The organism is Streptomyces puniciscabiei (assembly GCF_006715785.1).
GTDB classification, from domain to species: Bacteria; Actinomycetota; Actinomycetes; order Streptomycetales; family Streptomycetaceae; genus Streptomyces; species Streptomyces puniciscabiei.
This window is the reverse complement of the sequence record NZ_VFNX01000003.1, coordinates 23,455-49,494: the sequence shown is the minus strand read 5'-3', so window position 1 is coordinate 49,494 and position 26,040 is coordinate 23,455. Positions and strand designations below refer to the sequence as shown.

Sequence of the window (26,040 nt, the reverse complement as noted above, 5' to 3'; positions counted from 1 at the left end):
AAATAAACACCCTCACCGCTCAAGAAGCATCCGCTGCAACTCCCGCGCAGCCCGAGGCGGAGCCACATCGCTGCGGTGAGCCAAGGCGATGACCCGCTGCAACCCCGGCCGTGCCAACGGCGTGACCCGCAGCCCCTGGCCCGCCCGGGTGGCGACCATCCGCGGCACCACAGCGACACCGAGCCCCGCCCGCACGAACCCCAACACCGCATCCATCTCACCCCCCTCGACACCGAACTCCGGCTCGAACCCGGCGGCGCGACACGCCGCCACGGTCAGCTCCCGCAGGTCGTACCCGTGCCGGAACATCACCAGCCGCTCGCCCTCCAGGTCGGCGATGTGCACCACCCGCCCGCCCCGCCCGGGAGCCGGTGCCTCGGGCGAGGACACCACCACCAGCTCCTCCCGCAGCAGCTCCACCGTCGACAGCGCGGGCGCGGGAGTCGGCAGTGGCAGCACGATCAGCGCGAGATCGAGCGCGCCGCGCGCCAGCTCCCGCACCAGGTCGTGCGAGCCGCCCTCCTCGATCAGGAGCTGGATGCCGGGGTAGCGGTCGTGGAAGGCGCGCAGCACATCCGGCAGCAGGCCCGTGCACAGACTCGGCGTCGCCCCCAGCCGCACCCGGCCGCGCCGCAGCTGCACCAGCTCCTGCACCTCGTACCGGGCGGTGTCGGCGTCGGCCAGGATCCGCCGGGCCAGCGGCAGCAGCGCCTCGCCGGCGTCGGTGAGCGTGATGTTGCCCCGGGCGCGCAGGAACAGATCCGCGCCGAGCTCCCGCTCCAGCGCCTTGATCTGCTGGGACAGCGATGGCTGGGCGACGTGCACCAGCTCGGCGGCCCGGGTGAAGTGCCGGGTCTCGGCGACGGCGACGAAGTACTGGAGCTGCTGGAACTGCATCCTGCAACGATAGCTCCTGTCTATGGAAACGAGCCGGACCATGTCTTGGACTGATGGGGTTCTGCCGCCCTAGCGTGCTGGCCATGGCTCTGGCAACGCGGACGGACCGACGGCCGTCCATGGCGCGCACGATGTGGGACTCCTCCGTCGGCAAGAAGACGGTGATGGCCGTCAGCGGCCTGATCATGCTGCTGTACCTGGTCGCGCACATGATCGGGAACCTGAAGATCTACTTCGGGGCGGGCGAGTTCAACCACTACGCCCACTGGCTGCGCACCATCGGCGAACCCTTCATGCACTACGAGTGGACGCTCTGGCTCATCCGGATCGTCCTCGTCGTCGCCGTGGTCGCCCACGCCACCTCCGCGTACCAGCTCAGCCGCCGCGACATCAGGGCGCGGCCCAGCAAGTACGTGCACACCAAGCCCCGGGCGAGCTACGCCACCCGCACGATGCGCTGGGGCGGCATCATCCTCGGCCTGTTCATCGTCTGGCACATCCTGGACCTGACCACCGGCACCGTGCACTCCGGCGGCTTCCAGGCGGGCCACCCGTACCAGAACGTGGTCGACACCTTCTCGACCTGGTACGGCGACGTCATCTACATCGTCGCGATGCTCGCGCTCGGCCTGCACATCCGGCACGGCTTCTGGAGTGCCGCGCAGACCCTCGGGGTCGGCAGCCGCGCCCGGGACCGCGCCCTGAAGACCATCGCCAACGTCCTCGCGCTGCTGCTCACGGCCGGTTTCATCGCCGTACCCGTGGGCGTCATGACCGGAGTGGTGAGCTGACATGACCGAATACGTGAACTACGCGACGGGCGAGCCGGTCACCGACTCCAAGGCCCCGTCCGGACCGATCCACGAGCGCTGGGACAAGCGCCGCTTCGAGGCCAAGCTGGTCAACCCCGCCAACCGGCGCAAGCACACGGTCATCGTGGTCGGCACCGGCCTCGCCGGCGGCTCGGCGGGTGCCACCCTGGCCGAACAGGGCTACCACGTCGTCCAGTTCTGCTACCAGGACTCGCCGCGCCGGGCCCACTCCATCGCCGCGCAAGGAGGCATCAACGCGGCGAAGAACTACCGCAACGACGGCGACTCCATCCACCGCCTCTTCTACGACACCGTCAAGGGCGGCGACTTCCGCGCCCGCGAGTCCAACGTCCACCGTCTCGCGCAGATCTCGGTCGAGATCATCGACCAGTGCGTGGCCCAGGGCGTGCCCTTCGCCCGCGAGTACGGCGGCCTGCTCGACACCCGCTCCTTCGGCGGCGTCCAGGTCTCCCGCACCTTCTACGCCCGCGGCCAGACGGGCCAGCAGCTGCTGCTGGGCGCCTACCAGGCCCTCAGCAGGCAGATCGCCGCGGGCAACGTGGAGATGCACCCGCGGACCGAGATGCTGGACCTGATCGTCGTGGACGGCAGGGCGCGGGGCATCGTCGCCCGCGACCTGATCACCGGGCGCGTCGACACGTACTTCGCCGACGCCGTCGTACTCGCCAGCGGCGGTTACGGAAACGTCTTCTACCTGTCGACCAACGCCATGAACTCCAACGCGACCGCGATCTGGCGGGCGCACCGGCGCGGCGCGTACTTCGCCAACCCCTGCTTCACGCAGATCCATCCCACCTGCATTCCGCGCACCGGCGACCACCAGTCCAAGCTGACGCTGATGAGCGAGTCGCTGCGCAACGACGGCCGGATCTGGGTGCCCAGGGCCAAGGGCGACACCCGCCCGCCGAACCAGATCCCCGAGGACGAGCGCGACTACTACCTGGAGCGCATCTACCCGTCCTTCGGCAACCTGGTCCCGCGGGACATCGCCTCCCGCGCCGCGAAGAACGTCTGCGACGAGGGCAGGGGAGTGGGCCCCGGCGGCCAGGGCGTCTACCTGGACTTCGCCGACGCCATAAAGCGGATGGGCCGCAAGGCGGTCGAGGCCAAGTACGGCAACCTCTTCGACATGTACCAGCGGATCACCGACGAGGATCCGTACGAGGTGCCGATGCGGATCTACCCGGCCGTGCACTACACGATGGGCGGCCTGTGGGTCGACTACGACCTGCAGACCACCATTCCGGGCCTGTTCGCGATCGGCGAGGCCAACTTCTCCGACCACGGCGCCAACCGGCTCGGCGCCTCCGCGCTGATGCAGGGCCTGGCCGACGGCTACTTCGTGCTCCCGGCCACCATCAACGACTACCTGGCCCGCAACCCGCATCAGGAGACGGTGACGGCCGAACACCCCGCGGTCCAGGAGGCGTTGGGCGAGACCGAGGACCGGCTGAACCTGCTGCTGTCCGTCGACGGCGACCGTACCCCCGACTCCTTCCACCGGGAACTCGGCGAGCTGATGTGGGAGTTCTGCGGCATGGCCCGCACCGACGCCGGACTGCGCAAGGCGCTGGAGCGCATCCCGCAGATCCGCGAGGAGTTCTGGCGGCGCATCAAGGTGCCCGGCACCGGCGAGGAGTTCAACCAGTCGCTGGAGAAGGCCAACCGGATCGTCGACTACCTGGAGCTGGCCGAGCTGATGTGCCTCGACGCGCTGCACCGCGCCGAGTCCTGCGGCGGCCACTTCCGCGAGGAGTCCCAGACCCCGGACGGCGAGGCCGCCCGCAGGGACGACGAGTTCGGCTACGCGGCGGCCTGGGAGTTCACCGGCACCGGTGAGGCGCCCGTCCTGCACAAGGAAGACCTGGTCTTCGAGTACGTCCACCCCACCCAGCGGAGCTACGCATGAAGCTCACCCTGCGCGTCTGGCGCCAGAAGAACGCCGACGCCGAAGGCGCCATGTCCACGTACGAGGTGGACGGCATCTCGTCCGACATGTCCTTCCTGGAGATGCTGGACGTCCTCAACGAACAGCTCATCCTCGCCGGCGAGGACCCGGTCGCCTTCGACCACGACTGCCGCGAGGGCATCTGCGGCGCGTGCTCGCTCGTCATCAACGGCGACGCGCACGGGCCGGAGCGCACCACCACCTGCCAGCTGCACATGCGGTCCTTCAAGGACGGCGACACGATCGACATCGAGCCGTGGCGGGCGGCGGCCTTCCCGGTGATCAAGGACCTGGTCGTCGACCGGTCCGCGTTCGACCGGATCATCCAGGCCGGCGGCTATGTCACCGCGCCGACCGGGTCCGCGCCGGAGGCGCACGCCACGCCGGTGCCCAAGGCCGACGCCGACTTCGCGTTCGAGCACGCGGAGTGCATCGGCTGCGGCGCGTGTGTCGCCGCCTGTCCCAACGGCGCGGCCATGCTGTTCACCTCCGCCAAGGTCAACCACCTCAACGTCCTGCCCCAGGGGGCACCCGAGCGGGAGACGCGGGTGCTGGACATGGTGGCGCAGATGGACGAGGAGGGGTTCGGCGGATGCACGCTGACGGGTGAGTGCGCGACCGCCTGCCCCAAGGGGATTCCGCTGGTGTCCATCACGAACATGAACAAGGAGTGGCTGAGGGCCACCCGGAAGGTGGCGAAGAGGTAGCGCCCCCTTGAGGAGGAAACGTTCGTCGCACAGGCGAACGGGCGGGGCCGGCGATGGTGCTCACCGGCCCCGTCTGGCTTTCCGTGATCGCCGGGAGCCCGGCGTTCAGCATTCCCACATCCGCTCTCCTGCCGGCGGTCACACGCAGGCCAACCGGCGTCGGAAGAACAGGTACGGCGGCCGTATCGCCACCTGCCCGCCGCCCCCGTCGCCGAACCGGCCCGTGACCAGGAGAGAGCCATGACCGGCGTTTCCACCCTCGACCGCCCCCCACAGCCCGCGGCGCCGACGCGCTACACCGTCACCCTCGCCCGTGACGAGGACGAGGTACGTGCCGCGCAGCGGCTGCGGCACGACGTCTTCGCCGGTGAGATGGGGGCCCTGCTGGCCACGCCGCAGCCGGGACACGACGTCGACGCCTTCGACGCCTACTGCGACCACCTGCTCGTCCGCGACACCGTCACCGGGCAGGTCGTCGGCACCTACCGGCTGCTGTCGCCGGAGCGGGCCGCGGTCGCCGGCCGGCTCTACTCGGAGGGCGAGTTCGAGCTCACCGCGCTCGATGCGATCAGGCCGGGCCTGGTCGAGGTCGGCCGCTCCTGTGTGCACCCCGACCACCGCGACGGCGCCGTCATCAGCCTGATCTGGGCCGGGATAGCCCGCTACATGACCGACCGCGGCCACGAGTGGCTGGCGGGCTGCTGCTCGGTACCGCTCGCCGACGGCGGCGCCCTCGCGACGGCCACCTGGGAGCGGGTGCGTGCCAAGCACCTCGCGCCCGAGGGGTTCCGGGTACGGCCGCTGCTGCCGTGGATCCCGAACGCCGAGACCCCGGCCGGGCACAGCGAGCTGCCGGCCCTGCTGCGCGGCTACCTGCGCCTGGGCGCCTGGGTGTGCGGCGCGCCCGCGCACGACCCGGACTTCGGGGTCGCCGACCTGTACGTGCTGCTGTCGATGCGCCGGGTCAACCCGCGTTATCTGCGGCACTTCCTCTCCCTCGCGCCGGCCTGATGAGCGTCTGGCTGCCCAGCGCGCCCTGCACCCCGGGCGCCTGCGTGGAGGGGGCCCGGACCGCCGCGGCCGTACCCCGGGCCGTGCTGCGGCTGACCGCGGTCGCGGTCCTGGTGCTGGCCGGGCTGGTGCTGTCCCCGCTCGGCGGGAGGATCCCCGCCGCGTGGGTCAGGCGGTGGTGCCGGGGGATCGTACGGGCCATGGGAGTCCGGGTCCGCATCACCGGCACCGCCGCACCGGACGGCGGGCTGCTGCTGGTCGCCAACCATGTCTCATGGCTGGACATCCCGCTGCTGGCCGCCGTACGCCCCGCCCGGATGCTCGCCAAGACCGAGATCCGGCAGTGGCCGGTCGCGGGCCCGCTGGCCGCGCGTGGCGGGGCCCTGTTCATCGAGCGGGACCGGATCCGCGCCCTGCCGGAGACGGTCGCCCGGATCGCCGAGGCGCTGCGCGAGGGCGCGGCCGTCGCCGCGTTCCCCGAGGGCAGCACCTGGTGCGGCCGGGCCCACGGCCGCTTCCACCGGGCCGTCTTCCAGGCGGCGCTCGACGCCGGGGTGCCTGTGCAGCCCGTGCGGCTCCGCTACACGCAGGAGGGCGGAACGGCCAGTACGGCCGCCGCGTTCGTCGGCGAGGACACCCTGCTGGCCTCCCTGTGGCGGGTGGCCCGTTTCCGGGGCCTGATCGCGGAGGTGGAGGTGCGGCCGGCGATCCCGGCGGGCGCCCACCCCGACCGCCGAGCCCTCGCCCGTGCCGCCCAGCCGGTGGCCGCGGAGTCGGCCTGGACCCACGCGGCCATGGTCACCCAACTCACGACAGAATGCCGGGTATGAGTAGATATGAGGGAAGTGGGAACGCGGAGAGTGCACATTACTACTCCCTGAGGAGCGTGTGCCCATGTCGACGGGAACGCTTCTGGCGATCATCATTCCGATCGTGGTGGTGATCGCGCTGGCCGCTGTGGCGGTCGCACTGCTGATGCGACGGCGTCACCTCCGCGAGCGCTTCGGTCCGGAGTACGAACGGACGGTCGAGGGATCCGACAGCCGACTCGCCGCCGAGCGTGAGCTCCGGGAGCGCGAGAGGCGACACGACTCGCTGGAGATCAAACCACTGCCCCCCGTCTCACGGGACCGCTACGCGCGGGAGTGGACCAGTGTCCAGGAGGAGTTCGTCGACCGGCCGGAGGACGCGGTGCACGACGCCGACCGGCTGGTGACGTCCCTCATGCACGAGCGCGGATACCCGACCGAGGGGTTCGAGCAACAGATGAAGGACCTGTCGGTGGAGCACGGCGCCACGCTGGAGCACTACCGGGCCGCGCACGAGGTGGAGACCCTCTCCACCCGCAGGCAGGCGACGACCGAGCAGTTGCGGGGTGCCATGGTGCACTACCGCTCCCTGTTCGACGAGTTGCTCTCCGACGGCGGCGGCCGGGCGCGACCCGCCCGGACCTGACCGCGATCACGACCCGCAGCGGAACGCCATGCAGAGAAACGAGGACCCGGACCGCACCACCGGTGGCCTGTCCACCGAGGACCTGGCCCAGCCGGCCGACACCGGCGCGGGTGCCGAGCCGGAGGACACCTCCCCGCAAGCCCCTGTCTACCCGGGTGAGGGCACCGGGACGCCGAGCGAGGGCGACACGTCCGTCACCGGTGGAGCCGATGCCGAGGTCGCGGCGTCCGAGGCCCCGCAGACCACCGGCGCGTCGGACGACGAGACCCCGCAGCTGCTGACGGACGACGACGAGCGGGCCTTCCGCGACCGCTGGCAGACGATCCAGAACAGGTTCGTGGACGATCCCCGCGAGGCCGTGCACGACGCCGACACTCTGGTCGCGGACGTCATGCAGACCCTGGCCTCCACCTTCGCCCAGCACAAGAAGGATCTGGAAGGGCAGTGGAGCCGGGGCGATAAGGTGGACACGGAGGAACTCCGCGGAGCGCTGCGGCGCTACCGTTCCTTCTTCAACCGCCTGCTCAGTACCTGAGACACCGACCCGCCACCCGCTGGCGCCCTGTCCGGTCTCAGGGCATCACCCGCGCCAGATAAGGCGCCGTCGCACTGCCCGCCGCACGCGCCACCCGTTCCGGCGGGCCGGACGCCACGATGCGGCCGCCCCGGTCGCCGCCGCCGGGGCCCAGGTCGATGACCCAGTCGGCGCCCGCGACCACGGTCATGTCGTGCTCGACCACGACGACGGTGTGCCCGGCGTCGACCAGCCCGTGCAGGCGGTCCATCAGTACCTCCACGTCGGCCGGGTGGAGCCCGGTGGTGGGCTCGTCCAGCAGGTAGAGGGTGTGGCCGCGCCGGCCGCGCTGCAGCTCGCTCGCCAGCTTGATCCGCTGCGCCTCACCGCCGGACAGCTCGGTCGCCGGCTGCCCGAGCCGCAGATAGCCCAGGCCGACGTCGAGGAGTGTGCCGAGACTGCGCGCGGCGGCCGGGATGTCGGCGAAGAACTCCGCCGCGGCCTCCACCGTCAGATCGAGCACCTCGGCGATAGTGCGCTTCCGGTAGGTGACCTCCAGGGTCTCGGGGTTGTAGCGGGCCCCGCCGCAGCCCGGGCAGGGTGCGTAGGTGCTCGGCAGGAACAGCAGCTCGACGCTGACGAAGCCCTCGCCCTGGCAGGTCTCGCAGCGCCCACCGGACACGTTGAAGGAGAACCGGCCGACGCCGTACCCGCGGGCCCGCGCCTCCTCGGTGCCTGCGAACACCTTGCGTACGACGTCGAACAAGCCGGTGTAGGTGGCCAGGTTGGAGCGCGGGGTGCGCCCGATCGGCCTCTGGTCGACCCGGACCAGCCGGTCCACGCCCGTCAGGTCCTCCGTCAACTCGCCGATCAGCGTGGACTTTCCGGAACCGGAGACCCCGGTGACGGCGGTGAACGCGCCGAGCGGGAACTCGGCCGTCACCGCGCGCAGGTTGTGCCGGGTCACCGGGCCCACCGTCAACCAGCCGCGTGGGGAGCGCACTTCACGGGCGGGCCCCGGTGACTCGTCGAAGAGGAAGGCCGCTGTGGCCGACTCCTCGACCGACGCCAGCTCGGCCGGCGGCCCGCTGTACAGCACGCGGCCGCCGTGCTCGCCCGCGCCGGGGCCCACGTCCACCAGCCAGTCGGCGCCGCGCACCACCTCCAGGTGATGCTCGACCACGAACACCGAGTTGCCCGCTGCCTTCAGCCGGGCCAGCACGGTCAGCAGCGCCTCGGTGTCCGCCGGGTGCAGTCCGGCGGACGGCTCGTCCAGGACGTAGACGACGCCGAACAGCCCGGAGCGCAACTGTGTGGCGAGGCGCAGCCGTTGCAGCTCGCCCGCCGACAGGGTGGGCGTGGAGCGGTCGAGGCTGAGATAGCCGAGGCCCAGTTCGACGACCGGCGCGATCCGGGACTTCAGGTCCTCGGTGAGGACCCGTGCGGTCTCGGTGCGGCCGGCCGGCAGCGCCGCCAGGTCGGTCAGCGGCAGCGCGGCGAGTTCGGCGATGGTCCGGCCGTCGAAGGTCACGGCCAGCGCCTCCGGCCGCAGCCGGCTGCCCCCGCACACCGCGCAGGGCGCGCTGGTGAGGAACCGTTCCGCCTTCGCCCGCAGCGACGCCGACCTGGTCTCGGAGAACGTCTTGAGCACATACCGGCGGGCGCTCATGTACGTGCCCTGGTACGGCCGTTGGATGCGGTCGGCGTCCCGGACGGGGTGCACGGTGACGACGGGCTGCTCGTCGGTGAACAGGATCCACTCCCGCGCCTGCGCGGGCAGCTCGCGCCAGGGCCGGTCCACGTCGTGGCCGAGCGCATCGAGGATGTCGCGCAGGTTCTTGCCCTGCCAGGCACCCGGCCAGGCGGCGATCGCGCCCTCACGGACGGACAGCGCGGGATCCGGGACCAGCAACTCCTCCGTGGTGTCGTGCACCTGCCCCAGGCCGTGGCACTCCGGGCAGGCACCGGCCGCCGTGTTCGGCGAGAACGCGTCCGAATCGAGCCGCTGGGCGCCCGGCGGGTAGTCCCCGGCCCGGGAGAACAGCATGCGCAGGGAGTTGGAGAGATGGGTGACCGTGCCCACCGAGGAACGCGAGGTGGGGGCCGCCCGGCGCTGCTGCAGCGAGACCGCGGGCGGCAGCCCGGTGATCTCGCCGACCCGGGGCGCCCCGACCTGGTGGATCAGCCGGCGCGCATATGGCGCGACCGACTCGAAGTACCGCCGCTGTGCCTCGGCGTAGATCGTGCCGAACGCCAGGGAGGACTTGCCCGATCCGGACACGCCGGTGAACACGGCCAGTACGTCCCGCGGGATGTCCACGTCGACGCCCTTGAGGTTGTGCTCACGGGCGCCACGGACCCGGACGCAGGGGTCGTACGGCTCGTGCGGGCTGTGCATGGGGGGACACTCTATCCGCCCCCGTGCGCTACGACTGCGGCGGGTTGTCCCGGTTCGGCCGGGTGCCGAACTCGTCCCTCAGCTTGTCCTGCCCGGCGTCGACCTGCGACTGGTACGTGTTCCCGGTCCGCTGGTCGATGTAGTCGCCGCCCTTGTCGATGCCCTTGTCGGCCATGCCCTCATGGCCCTTGAGCATGCCCTTGATCTTGTCCATGAAGGACATGGCAGCCCTCCTCGTCGCTCGCGGCTTCCCCTCCCAGGGTCACCGGCCCCGGCCGGGTCCGCATCTCGGGGCCGCGGGGCCGTGGGGCCTTGAGCCGCCCCGCCTCAGCGGCCCGGTGCGAACAGCGCGGCGAGCCGCCGGTGGGAGTCCAGCAGGGCCGTACGGTCGTAGGTGCTGGTGGTCACCAGCACCTCGTCGGCCCCCGTCTCCTTCAGCACCGTCTCCAGCTCGTGTGCGACCTGGTCCTCGGTGCCGGCGATGTGCCCGGCGAGCGAGGCCTCGTAGAAGTCGCGCTCCTTCGCGGTCATCGGGCGGGCCTCGATCTCCTCGGCCGGGGCGAGCGGCGGAAAGGTGCCGTGGGTGCGTGAGTAGGCCATGGACCAGGCCTCGGGGGCGAGCAGCCGCCGCGCCTCCTCCTCGGTGCCGGCGACCGCGACCGTCCCGGAGATCACGACATACGGCTCCGACGCCCAGCGGGAGGGGCGGAACAGGGAGCGGTACTGGTCGATGCCGCGCAGCATCCTCTCCCGGCCGCGCAGATCGCCGACCACCATCGGCACTCCGGCACGTGCCGCGATCCGCGCGCCCTCGCCCATGGCCAGCACGAACGGCGGCACCCGCAGCCCTTCGGCGGGACGTGCCCGCACCCCGGTCGGCGAGCCGCCCTCGAACCAGCCCAGCAGCTCGCCCAGCTGGGCCGCGAAGTCCTCGGCGACCTCCCGGTCCCGGCCGAGAGCCTTGCGCACCCCGTCGGTGAAGCCGACCGAACGCCCGAGCCCCATGTCGATCCGGCCGGGGAACAGGGACTCCAGGACGCCGAACTGCTCGGCGACGACGAGCGGTTGGTGGTTGGGCAGCATCACGCCGCCGGTGCCGACCCGGATCGTCCGGGTGGCCGAGGCGACCGCGGCGGCCAGCACGGTCGGCGCGGAACCCGCGACACCGGGCACCCCGTGGTGCTCCGACACCCAGAAACGGTGATAGCCGAGCGCCTCCGCCTCCCGCGCCAGTGCGACGGTGTCCCGCAGCGCCTCGGCGGGCGGATGCCCCTCGCGGGTGCGGGAACGGTCGAGGACGGAGACGCGGGTCCGGGCGATCACTGTGCTGCTCACAGAAGGTTCAACGCCCTGGCGAGCCCGGAATTCCTGGCTCGCCGGCTCCTGGCTAAGGTGGCTCCGTGACCGACAGCAGCAGCCGCCCGCTCGCCGTGTTCGACCTGGACAACACCCTGGCCGACACCGCGCACCGGCAGCACTTCCTGGAGGTACGGCCGAAGGACTGGGCCGCGTTCTTCGCCGCCGCGCCCGCGGACCCGCCCCTCGCCGAGGGCATCGCGCTCGCCGTGGAGAGCGCCCGCGAGTGCGAGGTGCTGTATCTCACCGGCCGCCCCGAGCGCTGCCGGCGCGACACGCTGGACTGGCTCGCGGCCCACGGATTGCCCGAGGGGCGCCTGTACATGCGGCGCAACGCCGACCGCAGGCCCGCCCGGTTCACCAAGCTGGAGATCCTGCGCGGGCTGGCCCAGGACCGTGAGATCCGTGTCCTCGTCGACGACGACGAACTGGTCTGCGAGGACGCCGAGCGCGCCGGGTTCACCGTCGTACGCGCCCGCTGGGCCGCGAAGTCCGCGGCGCTCCAGGAGGCTCAGGAGCGGGAGGGCCGCACCTGAGCCGCGAACGGGCCTGCGCCCGTCAGGTGTCCTCGATGCGGAAGCCCACCTTCAGCCCCACCTGGTAGTGCTCGATCCGTCCGTTCTCGATCTGGCCGCGGACCTGGGTGACCTCGAACCAGTCCAGGTTGCGCAGTGTCTGGTCGGCGCGGGCGATGCCGTTGCGGATGGCCTGGTCGATGCCCTCGTGCGACGTGCCGACGATCTCGGTGACCCGGTAGGTGTGGTTCGTCATGAGGGTGCTCCTCTCGTGTCACGCCGTACTCCACCGTGCCCCATCCCCGCCACGGCCGCCCCTTGACCTCCGCATTGGTCCATACCAAAATCCAGCACACCCGTACGAGCGGTACCGCTCGTCCCCCACGCCGGGCCCCCACACCTGTCCGCATCCCCGCCAGACAGAACAGGACCCCTCGTGAGACGTCGCCTGCTCGCCCTCGTCTGTGTCACCGGTTCCCTCGTGAGCGCGTGCGGGGTGCTCCCGGGCGGCCACGAACGCAAGACGGTCACCGTGTGGCTGATGAAGGACAGCGCTTCCAGGGAGTTCCTCCAGCGCTTCACCGAGGACTTCGAGCGCACCCACAAGGACCTGCGCCTCGACATCCGCATCCAGCAATGGACCGGCATCGTCGACAAGGTCCGCACGGCGCTGAAGGACGACTCCGGCCACGGACCCGATGTCATCGAGGTCGGCAACACCCAGGTGCCGCTGTACGCCGACGGCGGCAAGCTCGCCGACCTCACGCTGGAGTCGATGCGCGACTGGGGCAAGGACACCTGGCTGCCTGCCCTCGCCCAGCCCGGCAAGGACGGCAACGCGCAGTACGGCATCCCCTGGTACGCGGCCAACCGCGTCGTCATCTACCGCAAGGACCTGTTCGAGGCGGCCGGCATCACCCGGGTGCCGAAGACCCGCGAGGAGTGGCTCGCCGACACCGAGAGGCTGAACTCCCGCGGCAACCAGGGAATTTACCTGGCCGGCCAGGACTGGTACACCCTCTCGGGGTTCATCTGGGACGAGGGCGGCGACCTCGCCCGGCAGAAGGACTACAAGTGGGAGGGCGCCCTCGACACCCCCGCCGCGCTGCGCGGCATGGACTTCTACCGGCGGCTGCAGGCGCTGGGCCGGGGCCCGGTCGGCGCCGACGAGGAACACCCGCCCCAGGCCCGGGTGTTCGCCGGCGGCAGGGTGGCGCAGATCATCGCCGTACCGGGGCTCGCCCAGTCGATCGTGCGGCAGAACCCCGATCTGCGGGGCGAGCTTGGATACTTCCCGGTGCCCGGCAAGACCGCCGCGCGGCCCGGCACCGTCTTCACCGGCGGCTCCGACCTCGTCGTCCCGGAGAACACCAGGGACCAGTTCGCCGCGACCGCGGTCGTCGGGGCGCTCGTCGGCGCCAAGTGGGACACCGAACTCGCCCGCACCATGAACTACGTGCCCAACAAGAGCACCCTGGCGGGCGCGGTCGCGGGCGAGGAGGGGGTCGCCGCCATGGCCGCGGGCGCGGCACACGGCCGGGCGACCCCCAGCACCCCTCAGTGGGCCGACGTCGAGTCCGACAACCCGATCAAGGGGTACATGACCCGGGTGCTCCAGGGCGCGGACCCGGCGACGGAGGCCCGCCGGGCCTCCGCGAGGATCACCGAGGAACTCACGCCGGACGTCTGAGCCGTCGCAGACGGGCACGGGCACGGTGTCGACCGCGGTCTGCGAGGAGCCCCGGTGCGCGCGGGATCGATCGTCAGCCGGGGCGCGTGTCCGCGTCCAGGGCCATGACGCGCGGCGTGAGGTCCGCGCCGATGGCGGTGAACCGGACCGACATGACCAGGAGTTGAGCAGCCAGGTGGTGGGCCGGTGCGCGCGTACGCGCTATGTCGCATGCACGCCGGGGCGACCGCTGGAATCGCCCGGATGGAGCAATGCGTACCTGGATCGTCACGTTGCGCCGTCAGCCACACGAGTGTTGCATGGCAGAGGAGCGAAGCGGCGTGAGGGCCCACCCGTGAAGGTCCTCGACCACGGAGATGAGACACATGTGATTGCCGGCCCACGCCCTCGGGGTCACGCCGTCCGTGGCCTGCCGGCGCCCTCCTCGAACAGGGAGATTCAGCGATGGAAATGCGCGGATCCATGCATAGCCGTCGTCAATTCCTTGGAGCCGCAGCCGCAAGTGCTGTGACGGCCCAGTTCGGCATGGGGGACAGTGCGCAGGCGCAGTCGGAATCGCCAGAGCATATGGCTCATCCCGGGGTCGATCCTGCGAAGCGGACATCCTTTGGTCCGGTGAAGCAGATCCACGCCGGGGAACTCGACGTGGGGTACGTCGAAGCCGGACCGACCCATGGGCAGGCGGTCCTGCTCATGCACGGCTGGCCCTACGACATTCACAGCTACGAGGCGGTCACGCCGTTGCTCGCAGCCAAGGGGTACCGTGTGATCGTCCCTTATCTGCGCGGCCATGGCACCACGCGATTCCTGTCGAGCAAAACGCCCAGGAACGCACAACAGTCGGCGTTCGCCGTCGACATCGTCGCGCTGATGGACGCCTTGAAGATCGACAAGGCCATTCTCGCCGGGTACGACTGGGGATCGCGAACGGGCGACATCATTGCGGCCCTCTGGCCGGAGCGCTGCAAAGCGCTGATCTCGGTGACCGGCTATCTCATTGTGAATGTCGAAGCCAACAAGATACCGACGCCACCGAAGAGTGAATGGGCGTGGTGGTATCAGTACTACTTCTCCACCGAAAGAGGCGTACTCGGCCTCCAGGAGTACCGGCGCGATCTGGCCAAACTCGTCTGGAAGTTCAACTCTCCGACCTGGAACTTCGACGAAGCGACCTTCGATCGGACCGCAGCGGCATTCAGCAACCCCGATTACGTCAGTATCGTGATCGACAACTACCGCTGGCGCCTTGGGCTCGCGAAGGGTCAGCCGCGGTATGACGAGCTGGAAAGGCGTCTGGCCGCGGCGCCGGTCATCAAGGTGCCGACGATCACCATCGACGGAGCGCACGATCCGTTCACCCCTCCGGGGAACGGGTCCGCGTATCGCAAGAAGTTCGCAGGCACGTACGCGCACCGGACCCTGGACGTGGGGCACAACGTTCCGCAGGAGGACCCGCAGGGGTTCGCGGCGGCTGTCGTGGAGGTCGACGGGTTCTGACCGGTGCGGCGCCGCGAGGGACCTACCAGGTCTGCTCGGAAGCGCGGACGAGGACCTTGTTGACGGACACCCGGCGGTCGCGCGTGACGACGAAGGCGACCGTGTCCGCGATGTCCTCGGGGCGCAGCATCTCCATCCCGGCCGGCTGCTGGTCCAGCGACGCTCTGATCTCGTCTCGCGAGTGCGTGACGAACTCGGTGTCCACCGTCCCGGGTTCGACCACGCTCACGCGCAGGCGTTGCCGCATGACCTCCTGGCGCAGGGCCTCGGTGAACCCGTTCACACCAAACTTGGTCATGCTGTAGACCGCCGTGCCCGGCCGGGCCACACGCCCCGCGGTGGAGCTGATGTTGACCAGGTCCGCGACCCGGCGGGGCGAGTCCTGCGCCGCGCGCAGCAGGTGCGGCAGCGCCGCGTGGGTGACATGGAGCAGGCCCTGGAGGTTCACCGTCAGCATGCGCTCCCATTCCTGAGCCGGCGCGTTCAGGACCGGTCCGGGCATGCCCACACCCGCGTTGTTGACGAGGATGTCCAGGCGACCGAGTTCGACCGCCACACGCTCCACGGCGGCCGTCGCCTGTTGCCGCTCCGTGATGTCGGCCTCCGCCACGAGGGCCGCCCCGCCCTCGGCGGCGAGGCTCAGGACGGTTGCCTCGCCGATGCCGCTGCTGGCGCCGGTCACCAGGGCAACGGTGTTCTGCAGACGTGCGGACATGACTGTCTCCTTGATCTGGATCGAGATCGAAGCTGGGGTGGGAAGGCGTGAGGGCGGCAACGCGGAGGCGGCCGCGCGGTGCCCGTTGCGGGCTCGCGGCTGATGGTGGTGGACGGTTCCGTCAGGCGGCCGTGGAGGCGGCCGCGAGCATGTCGAGGGAGATCTGCCACAGGCGGGCGGCGTTGTGCAGGTCCACCGCGTGGGCGGCGACTCCCCGGCGCACACCGGGCCGGTGCGGGCCGGCCTCGTTGCAGTCCTCGAAGTACCGGCCGGTTACGCCCTCGGCCAACGGAGAGGCGGCGAGCAGCACCGAGGTCGCGGCGCCCTGCTCGATGTTCTTCCAGGACACGTCGGTGCTGGTGGGGTCGAACGAGGCCGGGCTGTTGGAGATGTCCCCGATGTGGCGGCCGAGCCGGGTGCTGGTGATGCGGCCCGGGTTGAGGGCGTTGACGGCGATGAGGTCGGTTGCCCAGCGGCGGCCCGCCTCGACCGCGAACAGGACGTTGGCGGTCTTGGACTGGCTGTAGGCAGCCCACGGGTCGTAGGGGCGCTGCTCGAAGCTGATGTCGTCGAAGATCACGCCGCCGTTGACGTGGCCGACCGAGCTGACGGCGACCACGCGTGCACCGTGGGCTGCTGTCAGGGCGCTGTGCAGGCCGGTGGCGAGGGCGAAGTGGCCGAGGTGGTTGGTGGCGAACTGCATTTCCCAGCCCTCCTTCGTCCGTTCCAGCGGGGAGGCCATCACGCCGGCGTTGAGGACCAGGATGTGCAGCGGCCCTCGCCATGCCGCCACGAAGGCGTGCACCGATTTCTGGTCGGCGAGGTCGAGCGGCGCGGCGTCGACCGTTCCCCGACCGTTTGCCGGTGCGATCTCCTCCGCGACCCGCATGCCCGTGGCCAGGTCGCGGACGCCGATGGTCACCTCGGCGCCGGCGGCGGCCAGGACTCGGGCGGTTTCCTGTCCGATGCCGGAAGCGCCCCCGGTGACGATGGCGCGCCGGCCGCTGAGGTCGATGCCTGCCAGTACCTCGGCGGCGGTGGTCTGCGACCCGAACGGGGTCGTGAGGAGGCTGTCGGTCATGGGTTCTCCAGGAAGGCGACGGGGTCGGGAGGCGAGGGCGCGTCCGATGGCGCACAGCCAGGGGGTGTCGTACCCTCATATCCGGAACTGGTTCCGGTTACCTCTCCGAGATTAAGCGGAACCGGTTCCGGTTGCAAGGGTGACGAGGAAGGGAGTCGGCGGTGACCGGCATCGAGGGGGGCCCGGCGCGGTCCAGCAGGCCGCTGCGCGCCGACGCGCAACGCAATGAGGACCGGCTGCTGGAGGCGGCAGCGGCCGCGTTCGCCCGTGAGGGAGCGAGTGCGTCGGTCAAGGACATCGCCCGTGCGGCAGGTGTCGGCGTCGGCACTCTCTACCGCCGGTTCCCCTCCAAGGAGCTGCTGATCGAGGCGATCTACCGGCAAGAAGTGCAGCTCCTGTGCGAGGCGGCACAGCACCTCACCGCCACACAGTCACCGGTGGACGCGCTGCGGACCTGGATGGAGCGCTTCATCGACTTCATGGCCGCCAAGCAGGGCATGGCCGACGCGCTGGCCGTGGTCCTCACCGACGAGAGCGAGAAGACGCACACCCGGTCGCTGCTCGCCGCCGCCATCGCCCATCTGCTCGGCGCCGCGGAGGGGCAGTCGGTGGCACGGCCAGGGGTCGAGGCGCAGGACGTGCTGATGGCCCTCGGCGGAATCAGCCTCATGGCCGCCAGCGAGGAACGACGCGACCTGGCCACCAGACTCATCGACCTGCTCCTGTACGGCGTCGTGACGAGCTGACGCGAGCCACACGACTGCCGTGACGCCGGGCGGACCAGTGGTCAGTCGGTGTGCGCCCCTGAACGCGGAAAACGACCTGCGCAGTCTCGGCGGCCTCGGTGCCGTCGGACCGGGTGGTCCGACGACTCCACCCGGTCGACCGGGAGTCGCCGCGACGGCTCGCGCGCTCGGGCCCGGCGGCTCCAGCCTGCTTTGGCGTGGGCCGCCGACCAGCTCACCGGTGTTGGTCGACGAAGGGCGGCTTCGCCTTTCCTTCGATGGCGGGATCCCGCCGGAGCGGGCCGACGCCGTGCAGGGCCTGTCGGTGCGCCGAGCGCCCTCTCCGAGGCCATCCGCACCGGCAAGGCGCAGCAGCTTCCGCATCGGGAGGAATACGTCCGCCGCCCGGCTCAGGACGTCACTGTGTCCCGGTACGGCCATGACCTCGCGATGCCGATCTTTCCCCTCAACCCGGTCGGAGACCTGCTCGGTGCCCGAGCACCTGCCGGGCCTGCAGACCGCAGCCAAAAGGGTCACCGGCGCCGGCCGTCTGTCGCTGCTGCCCGCACACGGCGACGGTGGCTACGAGGTGCGCGGCTGCCGTCACCGCCGGTGTCGCCGAGGGCCCGCGCCTGTCGCCCGCCGCCGGACCGGAGCGGGCCGGACGGCCGCGCAAGCACTGCGCGGCCTGCTGGACGCCGAGGCGCGACCGCGGACCTCGTTCTCGATGCCGCGTCCGTGGTGGACCACCACGACGATGTGGCGGTGCTGGTCCTCCGACGCGACGAAGAGCGAAGTCGCGCGCCCCGTCGGCCAGTCGTCAGCCTGAATTCATACTCCGGCACTGATGACGTCCCCGTCGATGTGTGGGGTGGGCCCGCCGGGCCGCGCGCGTCGGCGAGCGGCCGTCCCGAAGAGGACGAGGCCATCGCCTTCGCCGGCACCCAGGGCAACTTCGAACTCAACGCCATGCGCCCGGTCGTCATCAACAACTTCCTGCACGCGGCGACCATCCTCGCCGACGCCTGCACCAAGATGCGCGAGTACTGCATCGAGGGCACCGAGCTCAACCGCGACCAGATCGACACCCTGCGTTCCGCTGCACTGGCTTCCGGTTACATCAGCGCCGCGGACTTCGACCGCATCGTCCGGCCCGCCGCCATGGTCGGCCGGACATAGAACGGCACACTGTGGGGGCCGCCCCCGTGGCCGAGGGCGCGGCGCACGGGCAGGCGGCCCCCACACTCACCGAGCCACGCTCAGCGACAGCGCGAAGCGGCCCTGCGCGTCCGTCCACCAGTGGGTCAACTCGAGCCCCGCACCAGACAGTTCCCGGGTCACGCCCTCCTTCCGGAACTTGGCGGACACCTCGGTGCGCAGCTCCTCGCCGGCCGCGAAGTCCACGGCCAGGTCCAGCGCGGGCACCTTCACGGTCTGCGCGACACGGGAGCGCAGCCGCATCTCGATCCACTCGCGCTCGGCGTCCCACAGCGCCACGTGGTCGAAGGCGTCCGGGTCGAAGTCGGCGTCCAGTTCACGGTTGACGACGGCCAGCACGTTCTTGTTGAACGCGGCCGTCACCCCGGCCGTGTCGTCGTACGCCCGGACCAGCACCCGCTCGTCCTTGACCAGGTCCGTGCCGAGCAGCAGCCCGTCGCCGGGAGCGAGCAGGGAGCGTACGGAGGCCAGGAAGCCGGCCCGTTCGGCGGGCAGCAGATTGCCGATCGTGCCGCCGAGGAAGGCCACCAGCCGGGGGCCGGGCGTCGCGGGCAGGGCCAGCGGGGCGGTGAAGTCCGCGATCAGCGCATGGACGTCGAGGTCCGGGCGCTCCGCGACGAGCGCCTGCCCGGCCTGGGTGAGGGCGCTCTCGCTGACGTCGACGGGGACGTATGACACGGGCGAGAGCGCGTCGAGGAGATGGCGGGTCTTCTCCGAGGAGCCCGAGCCGAGTTCGACCAGCGTGCGGGCACCGCTCGCCGCGGCGATCTCGCCGGACCGGCCGGCGAGGATCTCCCGCTCGGCGCGCGTGGGGTAGTACTCGGGCAGCTCGGTGATCCGCTCGAACAGCTCGCTGCCGCGGGCGTCGTAGAACCACTTGGGCGGCAGCCACTTGGGGGTGACGGTGAGGCCGCTCAGGACGTCGGCGCGCAGCGCGGCCTCCGTCGCGTCCTCGGGGAGTGTGCGGGTGACGTGCAGGGGGCTCACGTACAGGGCTCCTTCGTTGACGGGTGTCCCCCCGCTCGAGCGGAGTCGAGAGTGGGGGAGGACGCCGGATCCTCCAGCGGTGCGAGCAGCACGCCGGCGCGGCTCGCGGTGAGCACGGTGCGGTCGGGGACCTCCTGCCAGAGGGGGTCGTCGTCGTAGGGCTCGGAGGCGACGACCGTGCTCCGGCCGGGCTCCGTGCGGTACCAGAGGGTGTCCCCCCAGGCGGTGGCGGCGATCGTCGTGCCGTCCGTCAGCAGCAGGTTCAGCCGCGAGGCCGGGGCCGCCCCGGCCAGCCGGAGAACCGTTTCGCCGAGGGCCTGCTCCGGCTCGTCGCCGGAGCGCAGCCGGTGCAGGACCAGCGCCCACACGAACGCCGAGTCGGTACGGGCCTGCAGCGACAGCAGCTCGACCGGGGGCAGGGCGGACACCAGCGGGGCCACCGAGTCGGGCCAGCCCGCGAGGGCGCCGTTGTGGCTGAACAGCCACCGGCCGGAGGCGAAGGGCGCCGCTGCGGCCTCGGCGTCGGCGCCCGCGAGCGTCGCGTCCCGTACGGCGGCCAGCACGCAGCCGGAGCGCACCACCCGCGCCAGGTCCGCGAAGGACAGGTCCGCCCAGATCGGCCCGGCTCGCCGGTAGCGTGCCGGGAGAGGGTCGTCCTGGGCGTACCAGCCGACCCCGAAGCCATCGGCGTTGACCGTCCCGTAGCGCTGCCGCCGGGGCGCCCACGACTGGCGCACCAGGCTGTGCTCCGGCTCCAGCAGAAGCCGGCCGAGCGGCTCCTCGGGCCCCACATAGGCCAGATGACGGCACATCAGACGGCCTCCGAGCGGGCGGTGCGGAACCCGGAGAAGATCTGCCGCCGGATCGGGTGGTCCCAGTTGCGGAACGTCCCCCGGCAGGCCACCGGGTCCACGGCGAACGAGCCGCCGCGCAGCACCTTGTAGTCGGAGCCGAAGAACACCTCCGAGTACTCCTTGTACGGGAAGGCCCGGAAGCCCGGGTACGGCAGGAAGTCGCTCGCCGTCCACTCCCACACGTCACCGATCAACTGGCGTACGCCGAGCGGTGATTCACCGGCGGGATAGCTGCCCGCGGGTGCGGGCCGCAGGTGCCGCTGGCCCAGGTTGGCGTGCTCCGGGGCCGGGTCCGCGTCGCCCCACGGGTAGCGCATCGAGCGGCCGGTGGCCGGGTCGTGCCGGGCGGCCTTCTCCCACTCCGCCTCGGTGGGCAGCCGCCGCCCGGCCCAGCGGGCGTAGGCGTCGGCCTCGTACCAGCACACGTGCAGCACCGGCTCGTCGGGCGGGACGGCCTCGGTGAGCCCGAAGCGGCGCCGCAGCCAGTGGTCGCCGTCCCGGCGCCAGAACAGCGGCGCGGTGATCGCGTGCTGCTTGATGTGCGCCCAGCCCTCCGGGGTCCACCAGCGCTCGGTGTCGTAGCCGCCGTCCTCGATGAACGCCTGGTACGCCGCGTTCGTCACCGGCGTGGTGTCGATCCAGAAGGGTGCCACCTCCCGGGCGTGCGCCGGGCGTTCGTTGTCCAGCGCCCACGGCTCGGCCGAGGTTCCCATCATGAACGGCCCGCCGGGTACGAGGACTTCGGCCGGTCCGGTGAACAGCGGGGCCGGCGCCGGGTCCGGAGCCGTCAGGGCCTGCGGGCCCTTCCTGAGCTGATGGGTGATCAGCATCGTCTCGTCGTGCTGCTGTTCGTGCTGGGCGATCATCCCGAAGGCGAATCCCGCCTCGGTCAGCCGGGTGCCGTGGAAGTCCGCGCCCGCCAGCAGGTCCATGACCCGTCCGCGCACCTCGGCCGCGTAGTGCCGGGCCTCGGCGGGCGGCAGCAGCGGCAGTGAGGGCCGCTCGGCCCGCGGGTGCTCGAAGGCGTCGTACAGGCTGTCGAGCTCGGGCCGCATGGCGTCCCGGCCGCCGACCGCCCGGAGCAGCCACAGCTCCTCCTGGTTGCCGATGTGCGCGAGGTCCCACACCAGCGGGGACATCAACGGCGAGTGCTGGGCGGTGAGATCGGGCTCCTCGACGCAGGTGGTCAGCAGCGTGGTGCGGTCCCGGGCGGCGGTGAGGGAGGCCAGCACCCGCTCGCGCAGCGTCTCGGTGTCCGCCTCGGTCGTCGCGGTGTCGGTCTCGGGGGCCCTCATGTGCGGATGTCCTTCCTCCCGTGGGCGGTGCGGCCGGGCCGGTGCGGGGGCAGGTCCCTGCCCGCCGGCCGGTCCAGCAGGTCGTCGGCCGGGCAGCGGCCCCGGGCGACATAGCGGTCCAGATACGCGGCCACCGCGCCGGTCACCTCGGCGGTGGCGCCGAGCCGGGGCAGGGCCTGGAGCGCCGCCGCGAAACACACGGCGGCGACCTCGCGCAGCTCCGGGTCGGCGAGACCCAGCCGGGCCGCGTCGGTCCACAGCGGATTGTGCGGGGCGGGCAGGTTCAGGGCCCGTTCCGCGAGGCGCTTGACGCTCCGGTACGCCGTCTCGGCGGCCGCCGGGTCGTCGAACAGCGCCGCCGTCACCGCGAGCGGCACGATCCAGCCGTCGTCGCCAGGCTGCGCGTCGATCATCCGCAGCTCCAGGTGGCCCCGCGGCCGGACCGGCGGGAACAGCGTGGTCAGGTGGTAGTCCAGGTCCGCCCGGGTGGGCGGCCGGGGCGAGCGGGAACGGGTCCACTCCCGGAAGGTGAGCCCCTCGGGCACCTCCCACGGCCCGCTGTCCCGGCGCACACACATCACCGGGGAGTCGAGCACGTGCCGGGCCCAGGCGGCGCGCGGCTCGCCGTCCAGCGGGGGAGCGCCCGCGCGCCCGGCACCGATCTCCATCCACATCAGCTGCCGGCTGGACCGCCAGCCCGTGGGCTCGCGGCCGATCAGCGGGGAGTTGGCGAACGCGGCCACCAGGACCGCCCCCAGCTGATGGGCCAGCCACCAGCGGCGCCGGTACCCGAGCGGGCCCGGCTCCTCGTGGCCGGCGTCCACGCAGACCTGCACGGAGGCGGAGGCGCACATCATGTGCCGGCCGGCCGGACCGGTGCGGTCCAGGCAGGCCTCCATCGCGTCGTAGCGCGGCTCGTGCAGGAACCGGCGGGGTGTGTGCCACGGGTCGTGGCCGATGCCGACCAGACCGAGGCCCTCCTCGGCGAGGACGGCGCGGACGGTGGCGAGGTCGGCGGAGACGGTGCCGATGCACTCCATCAGGGAGGCGGCGGGCGGCGAGCTCAGCTCCAGCTGGCCGCCGGGCTCCACGGTGAGCGGCGAGCGCAGGGGCAGGGCCCGCAGCGCGGCGTACACCGCTTGGAGTCGTTCGGGTGTCACGGGGAGCTGCGGCGTGCGCAGCTCATGGACGAGCCACTCCAGTTCGACACCGAGCGCGCGGGGCGGCCCGGTCTTGAAGCAGATGCCCCGGACCAGGGCCTCCACCTCGGCTTCGGCGACGGCGGTGCGGTGGTGCTTACAGTCGCCACCGTCGCTCTGTGAATCGGACATGTCGGGATCCTCCTGAGATTCCACCATGCCACCGGCCCCGTTCGGACGTGGGGTCGGTCAGGCGCGCGTTCCACCCAAGACCCTCGAGCCGATTCGCACAAGGGTGCCCCTAGGTACGTTCCGGTTCGGTCATCTCCGTTTCCGTATGCGTTCTCCGGACCGTTCCGGGGCGGGAAACTCCGTTGCACCGCATCACCAGCATCACCCAGGATGCGTGCATGAGCACGACGGGGGAGACCGCGCAGGCCGCGGACACGGCGCCCACGGGGGTGGCGCCATGAGCGCGCGCCTGCGCGGGATCGCCGCGGAGACGGAAGCGATCGTGGCCGCGGGCCGGTATCGCGCGCCGGACGGCCGCGAGGCGTCCCTCGCGGCGCAGATCGAGGCCGCGCGGGCCGGTACGCGGATGTTCGGTCCGGAACCGGTCCCCGTCCCGGAACCGGGTTCCGGGCCGGCCGTCGGCACCGTCTTCGAGGTCACCGGGGAGAGCAGCCTGGAGGCCGCCCGCCGACTGGCCGGTGCCCCGGTAGCCGTCCTGAACTTCGCCTCCGCGCGCAACCCCGGCGGCGGCTATCTCAATGGCGCCCAGGCGCAGGAGGAGGCCCTGTGCCGCGCCTCCGCGCTGTACACCTGCCTGCTGACGGCCCGCCCCTTCTACGACCACCACCGGGCCCACCGCGACCCCTTCTACACGGACCGGGTGATCCACTCCCCGGCCGTGCCGGTCTTCCGCGACGACCGGGGCCGGCTGCTGGCCGAGCCGTACCCCGCGGGCTTCCTGACCGCCGCCGCCCCCAACGCGGGCGTCGTACGGCGCACGGAACCGCAGCGGGCCGCCGAGCTGCCGGGCGCGCTCGCCGTACGGGCCGAGCGCGTCCTGGAGACGGCCGCCGCCCACGGCTACGGCCGCCTGGTGCTCGGCGCCTGGGGCTGCGGGGTGTTCCGGAACGAACCGGCGCAGGTCGCGGGCGCGTTCCGGGCCCTGCTCGGGCCCGGCGGCCGGTTCGCCGGGACGTTCGAGCACGTGGTGTTCGGGATCCTGGACAGGACACCGGGGACGGCGGTGCGGGAGGCGTTCGTCAAGGCGTTCCCGACCGCGACCGGCGCCCCGTGCGCGGGTCAGGTCCAGCCGTAGCGCTCGTGCAGCCGCTGCCGGACGAGGTTGAAGCGCATCCGGTCCAGCGCGCACGCCTCCCGGCGCATGCCCTCCTCGTGGAGCCGCAGCACGCGGTCCACGTCCACCCATGAGTCCCGGCCCGACCGGTCCCACGGCCCACTGCCGATCGCGACCCACTCCCGGTCGCCGTCGTGTCGCTTGCTGGACAGCTGTACGGCCAGCAGCGTGCCGGTGGCCTCCCGGGCGACGACCAGCACCGGGCGGTCCTTGCCCCGGCCGTCGTTCTCCTCGAACGGCACCCAGGTCCACACGATTTCGCCGGGGTCCGGGTCGCCGTCGTGGGCCGGGGAGTACTCGGTGCGCACCCGGCCGACCGCGCGCGGGTCGGCCTCGGAGGTCGCGTGGGGGCCGTAGCGGCCGGGGACGTTCTCATCGGTAAACGTGGTCACGGGGGGCACCCTAATGGGCGGCTCCCGGGGTGCAAGGGGTGCCTGCCATGGGGGCGTTGTCGAGGCGGCCGTACCGCGACGGCCGGTGAGGACGTGGTGGCCGGGCCGTGGACGGCGGGGATGCGATGAAGACCTGGTGGCCCACGGCCCTGGAAGGCGCGGGCCGGTGCAGTCCGGTGCAGCCCGTGTCAGGTGCCGGGGCGGGTGCCGATCCGCATTCCCGGGCGGCGCGGATGCACGGTCACATAGGTCAGGCCCGTCTCCCCGGCGGTGATGCTGCGCGGTGCGCCGTGCGGCAGCCAGGCCAGGGCGCCCTCCGTGAGGGGCCGCGGCTCGTCGGCGGGGCCCGCGCCGAGCACGCCGTCCCCGGACACGACCAGGAGCATCACATCCAGCTGTGTCTCGGTGTGCGCCGTGATCCGGTCGCCGGGGGCGAGCCGGACCACGTTGGCGTCCAGCTGCCGTCCGCTCTCGGCGAGCTTCCACAGCACTCCGCCCGGCAGCGGCGGAGACTCGGCCAGGGCCCGGGTGTCGCACAGCACCCGTGCCTCGTCCGCCTCGCGCGCGGTGCGGCCGGCCGGCCCGGTGCCGGTCGCGGAACGCGACGTCATCTGGTGTCCCCCTCGACTCTTCCGTTTCCCTGAGGACAGGTACCCGCTGCCGGCCCCCCTGCCCACCCTACAATTACTACATGTAGGCTTCGTGAAAAATCGGCGCAGGTGGGAGTAGGTGTTCGCCGATGACCACGCGGGAGAGCCCGCGCCGCCGAGAGGTGCTGGACGTCCTGCGCGCCGCACCGTCGCCGCTCGGCGTCGCGGAGACGGCCGAGCGGATGGGCGTCCACCCGAACACCGTGCGGTTCCATCTGGACACCCTGGTGGCCCAGGGCCTGGTGGAGCGCCGCGCCGAACCGTCCCCGGGACCGGGCCGGCCCCGCACCGTCTACACCGCGCGTCCCGGCATGGACCGCGGCGGCGTGCGTGACTACCGGCTGCTCGCGCGCATCCTGCTCAGCCGGTGGGCGTCCGCCGACCCGGCGGCGGCGCGGGAGGAGGCCCTGCGGACGGGCCAGGCCTGGGGCGGCCACCTCGTCAAGCCGCCGCCCTCCTCCGAGGCATCGACGGCAGACGGCTCGGTGGCCGCACTTCTCGCTCTGCTGGACGAATTGGGCTTCGCCCCACAGGCGGAGGGAGCGGACGACCCCGGGGGGCCGCCCCGCCGGATCCGGCTGCGGCACTGTCCCTTCCTGGAACTGGCCGAGGAGCACGGCACGTTGGTGTGTCCGCTCCATCTGGGCCTGATGCAGGGCGCGTTGGCCCGGCTGGACGCCCCGCTGACCGCCACCGGCCTGGAGCCCTTCGCCGAACCCGACTCCTGCGTGGCCCACTTGGCCGCGGCCCGGGCCGCATAGCCGAGGTTGCTGCCCCCTCCTTCACGTACCGCACCG

The 26,040-nt window shown here is 71.9% G+C and carries 27 protein-coding genes; 14 read left to right on the top strand and 13 right to left on the bottom strand.

Translation table 11 applies throughout. The features are described from left to right. Positions 1-12: 12 nt before the first annotated feature. Positions 13-897 (bottom strand): LysR family transcriptional regulator, encoded by an 885-nt coding sequence (locus tag FB563_RS36035; RefSeq protein ID WP_142219172.1) that lies wholly within the window; start codon positions 895-897, stop codon positions 13-15. 119 nt (positions 898-1,016) lie between these two features. Here FB563_RS36035 and FB563_RS36030 point away from each other — a divergent pair, with 119 nt between their 5' ends. The 7 genes from FB563_RS36030 (at position 1,017) to FB563_RS36000 (ending at position 7,386) form a co-directional block, all read left to right on the top strand. Next, positions 1,017-1,688 (top strand): succinate dehydrogenase, encoded by a 672-nt coding sequence (locus FB563_RS36030; protein WP_055705721.1) that lies wholly within the window; start codon positions 1,017-1,019, stop codon positions 1,686-1,688. Between the two features lies 1 nt (position 1,689). Then, complete coding sequence (locus tag FB563_RS36025) at positions 1,690-3,639, top strand: fumarate reductase/succinate dehydrogenase flavoprotein subunit (RefSeq protein WP_055705720.1); 1,950 nt, start codon at positions 1,690-1,692, stop codon at positions 3,637-3,639. Next, complete coding sequence (locus tag FB563_RS36020; RefSeq protein WP_055705719.1) at positions 3,636-4,385, top strand: succinate dehydrogenase/fumarate reductase iron-sulfur subunit; 750 nt, start codon at positions 3,636-3,638, stop codon at positions 4,383-4,385. The genes FB563_RS36025 and FB563_RS36020 overlap by 4 nt, the downstream gene beginning before the upstream one ends. Positions 4,386-4,625: 240 nt before the next feature. Beyond that, positions 4,626-5,396 (top strand): GNAT family N-acetyltransferase, encoded by a 771-nt coding sequence (locus FB563_RS36015; protein ID WP_055705718.1) that lies wholly within the window; start codon positions 4,626-4,628, stop codon positions 5,394-5,396. Then, complete coding sequence (locus tag FB563_RS36010) at positions 5,396-6,226, top strand: lysophospholipid acyltransferase family protein (RefSeq protein WP_055705717.1); 831 nt, start codon at positions 5,396-5,398, stop codon at positions 6,224-6,226. The genes FB563_RS36015 and FB563_RS36010 overlap by 1 nt, the downstream gene beginning before the upstream one ends. A 64-nt stretch (positions 6,227-6,290) precedes the next feature. Continuing rightward, positions 6,291-6,851, top strand: a complete 561-nt coding sequence (locus FB563_RS36005; protein ID WP_055705716.1) for a hypothetical protein — start codon at positions 6,291-6,293, stop codon at positions 6,849-6,851. Between the two features lie 28 nt (positions 6,852-6,879). Next, entirely contained in the window at positions 6,880-7,386 is a 507-nt protein-coding gene (locus FB563_RS36000; protein WP_055705715.1) for a hypothetical protein, read from the top strand. 37 nt (positions 7,387-7,423) lie between these two features. On the opposite strand, the gene FB563_RS35995 is transcribed toward FB563_RS36000, so the two are convergent. From FB563_RS35995 to FB563_RS35985, 3 genes are all read right to left on the bottom strand, one after another. Then, positions 7,424-9,763 carry an ATP-binding cassette domain-containing protein gene (locus tag FB563_RS35995; protein ID WP_055705714.1) on the bottom strand — a complete coding sequence of 780 codons (2,340 nt, stop codon included), beginning with the start codon at positions 9,761-9,763 and terminating at the stop codon, positions 7,424-7,426. Between the two features lie 28 nt (positions 9,764-9,791). Continuing rightward, a complete protein-coding gene (locus FB563_RS35990) occupies positions 9,792-9,986 on the bottom strand; it encodes an antitoxin (RefSeq protein WP_055705713.1) in 195 nt (64 codons plus the stop codon). Positions 9,987-10,090: 104 nt separating this feature from the next. Then, positions 10,091-11,098 carry an LLM class flavin-dependent oxidoreductase gene (locus FB563_RS35985; protein ID WP_055705712.1) on the bottom strand — a complete coding sequence of 336 codons (1,008 nt, stop codon included), beginning with the start codon at positions 11,096-11,098 and terminating at the stop codon, positions 10,091-10,093. 65 nt (positions 11,099-11,163) lie between these two features. Here FB563_RS35985 and FB563_RS35980 point away from each other — a divergent pair, with 65 nt between their 5' ends. Then, positions 11,164-11,655 (top strand): phosphatase domain-containing protein, encoded by a 492-nt coding sequence (locus tag FB563_RS35980; RefSeq protein ID WP_055705711.1) that lies wholly within the window; start codon positions 11,164-11,166, stop codon positions 11,653-11,655. Between the two features lie 22 nt (positions 11,656-11,677). Here FB563_RS35980 and FB563_RS35975 read toward each other — a convergent pair whose 3' ends face one another. Next, positions 11,678-11,890, bottom strand: coding sequence for a dodecin (locus FB563_RS35975; protein WP_055705710.1), 213 nt, complete (start codon positions 11,888-11,890; stop codon positions 11,678-11,680). Between the two features lie 180 nt (positions 11,891-12,070). Here FB563_RS35975 and FB563_RS35970 point away from each other — a divergent pair, with 180 nt between their 5' ends. Then, positions 12,071-13,324, top strand: a complete 1,254-nt coding sequence (locus FB563_RS35970; protein WP_055705709.1) for an extracellular solute-binding protein — start codon at positions 12,071-12,073, stop codon at positions 13,322-13,324. Positions 13,325-13,786: 462 nt separating this feature from the next. Continuing rightward, positions 13,787-14,821, top strand: a complete 1,035-nt coding sequence (locus tag FB563_RS35965; protein WP_055705727.1) for an alpha/beta fold hydrolase — start codon at positions 13,787-13,789, stop codon at positions 14,819-14,821. Between the two features lie 22 nt (positions 14,822-14,843). Here the strand turns inward: FB563_RS35965 and FB563_RS35960 are convergent, their stop codons facing one another. Then, a complete protein-coding gene (locus FB563_RS35960) occupies positions 14,844-15,536 on the bottom strand; it encodes an SDR family NAD(P)-dependent oxidoreductase (protein WP_055705708.1) in 693 nt (230 codons plus the stop codon). Between the two features lie 121 nt (positions 15,537-15,657). After that, positions 15,658-16,617: an SDR family NAD(P)-dependent oxidoreductase gene (locus tag FB563_RS35955; protein ID WP_055705707.1), complete on the bottom strand. Its 960-nt coding sequence runs from the start codon at positions 16,615-16,617 to the stop codon at positions 15,658-15,660. A 161-nt stretch (positions 16,618-16,778) separates the two neighbouring features. On the opposite strand from FB563_RS35955, the gene FB563_RS35950 reads away from it, so the two are divergent. Both FB563_RS35950 and FB563_RS43620 read left to right on the top strand, forming a co-directional pair. Continuing rightward, entirely contained in the window at positions 16,779-17,363 is a 585-nt protein-coding gene (locus FB563_RS35950; RefSeq protein WP_234357705.1) for a TetR/AcrR family transcriptional regulator, read from the top strand. Positions 17,364-18,080: 717 nt separating this feature from the next. After that, the gene (locus FB563_RS43620; protein WP_208766332.1) at positions 18,081-18,521 is read left to right on the top strand and encodes a hypothetical protein; all 441 of its coding nucleotides are present in this window, start codon (positions 18,081-18,083) and stop codon (positions 18,519-18,521) included. 66 nt (positions 18,522-18,587) lie between these two features. Here FB563_RS43620 and egtD read toward each other — a convergent pair whose 3' ends face one another. The 4 genes from egtD to egtA are packed head-to-tail and all read right to left on the bottom strand — an operon-like array spanning position 18,588 to position 23,027. Then, entirely contained in the window at positions 18,588-19,547 is a 960-nt protein-coding gene (gene egtD, locus FB563_RS35940) for an L-histidine N(alpha)-methyltransferase (RefSeq protein ID WP_055705705.1), read from the bottom strand. Beyond that, complete coding sequence (gene egtC / locus FB563_RS35935) at positions 19,544-20,359, bottom strand: ergothioneine biosynthesis protein EgtC (RefSeq protein ID WP_055705704.1); 816 nt, start codon at positions 20,357-20,359, stop codon at positions 19,544-19,546. The genes egtD and egtC overlap by 4 nt, the downstream gene beginning before the upstream one ends. Further along, positions 20,359-21,696, bottom strand: coding sequence for an ergothioneine biosynthesis protein EgtB (gene egtB / locus FB563_RS35930; RefSeq protein WP_055705703.1), 1,338 nt, complete (start codon positions 21,694-21,696; stop codon positions 20,359-20,361). The genes egtC and egtB overlap by 1 nt, the downstream gene beginning before the upstream one ends. Then, positions 21,693-23,027, bottom strand: coding sequence for an ergothioneine biosynthesis glutamate--cysteine ligase EgtA (egtA, locus tag FB563_RS35925; protein WP_055705702.1), 1,335 nt, complete (start codon positions 23,025-23,027; stop codon positions 21,693-21,695). Before egtA ends, egtB begins: the two co-directional genes overlap by 4 nt. A 277-nt stretch (positions 23,028-23,304) precedes the next feature. On the opposite strand from egtA, the gene FB563_RS35920 reads away from it, so the two are divergent. Further along, positions 23,305-24,162: a TIGR02452 family protein gene (locus FB563_RS35920; protein ID WP_055705701.1), complete on the top strand. Its 858-nt coding sequence runs from the start codon at positions 23,305-23,307 to the stop codon at positions 24,160-24,162. Here the strand turns inward: FB563_RS35920 and FB563_RS35915 are convergent. Together FB563_RS35915 and FB563_RS35910 are read right to left on the bottom strand one after the other, a co-directional pair. Beyond that, on the bottom strand, positions 24,147-24,593 hold the full coding sequence (locus FB563_RS35915) for a type II toxin-antitoxin system PemK/MazF family toxin (protein ID WP_055705700.1): 447 nt from the start codon (positions 24,591-24,593) through the stop codon (positions 24,147-24,149). The two genes, FB563_RS35920 and FB563_RS35915, sit on opposite strands and share 16 nt — an antisense overlap. A gap of 188 nt (positions 24,594-24,781) precedes the next feature. Beyond that, complete coding sequence (locus FB563_RS35910; RefSeq protein WP_055705699.1) at positions 24,782-25,204, bottom strand: cupin domain-containing protein; 423 nt, start codon at positions 25,202-25,204, stop codon at positions 24,782-24,784. 128 nt (positions 25,205-25,332) lie between these two features. Here FB563_RS35910 and FB563_RS35905 point away from each other — a divergent pair, with 128 nt between their 5' ends. Beyond that, a complete protein-coding gene (locus FB563_RS35905; RefSeq protein WP_055705698.1) occupies positions 25,333-26,004 on the top strand; it encodes a helix-turn-helix transcriptional regulator in 672 nt (223 codons plus the stop codon). The last annotated feature ends 36 nt before the right edge of the window (positions 26,005-26,040 follow it).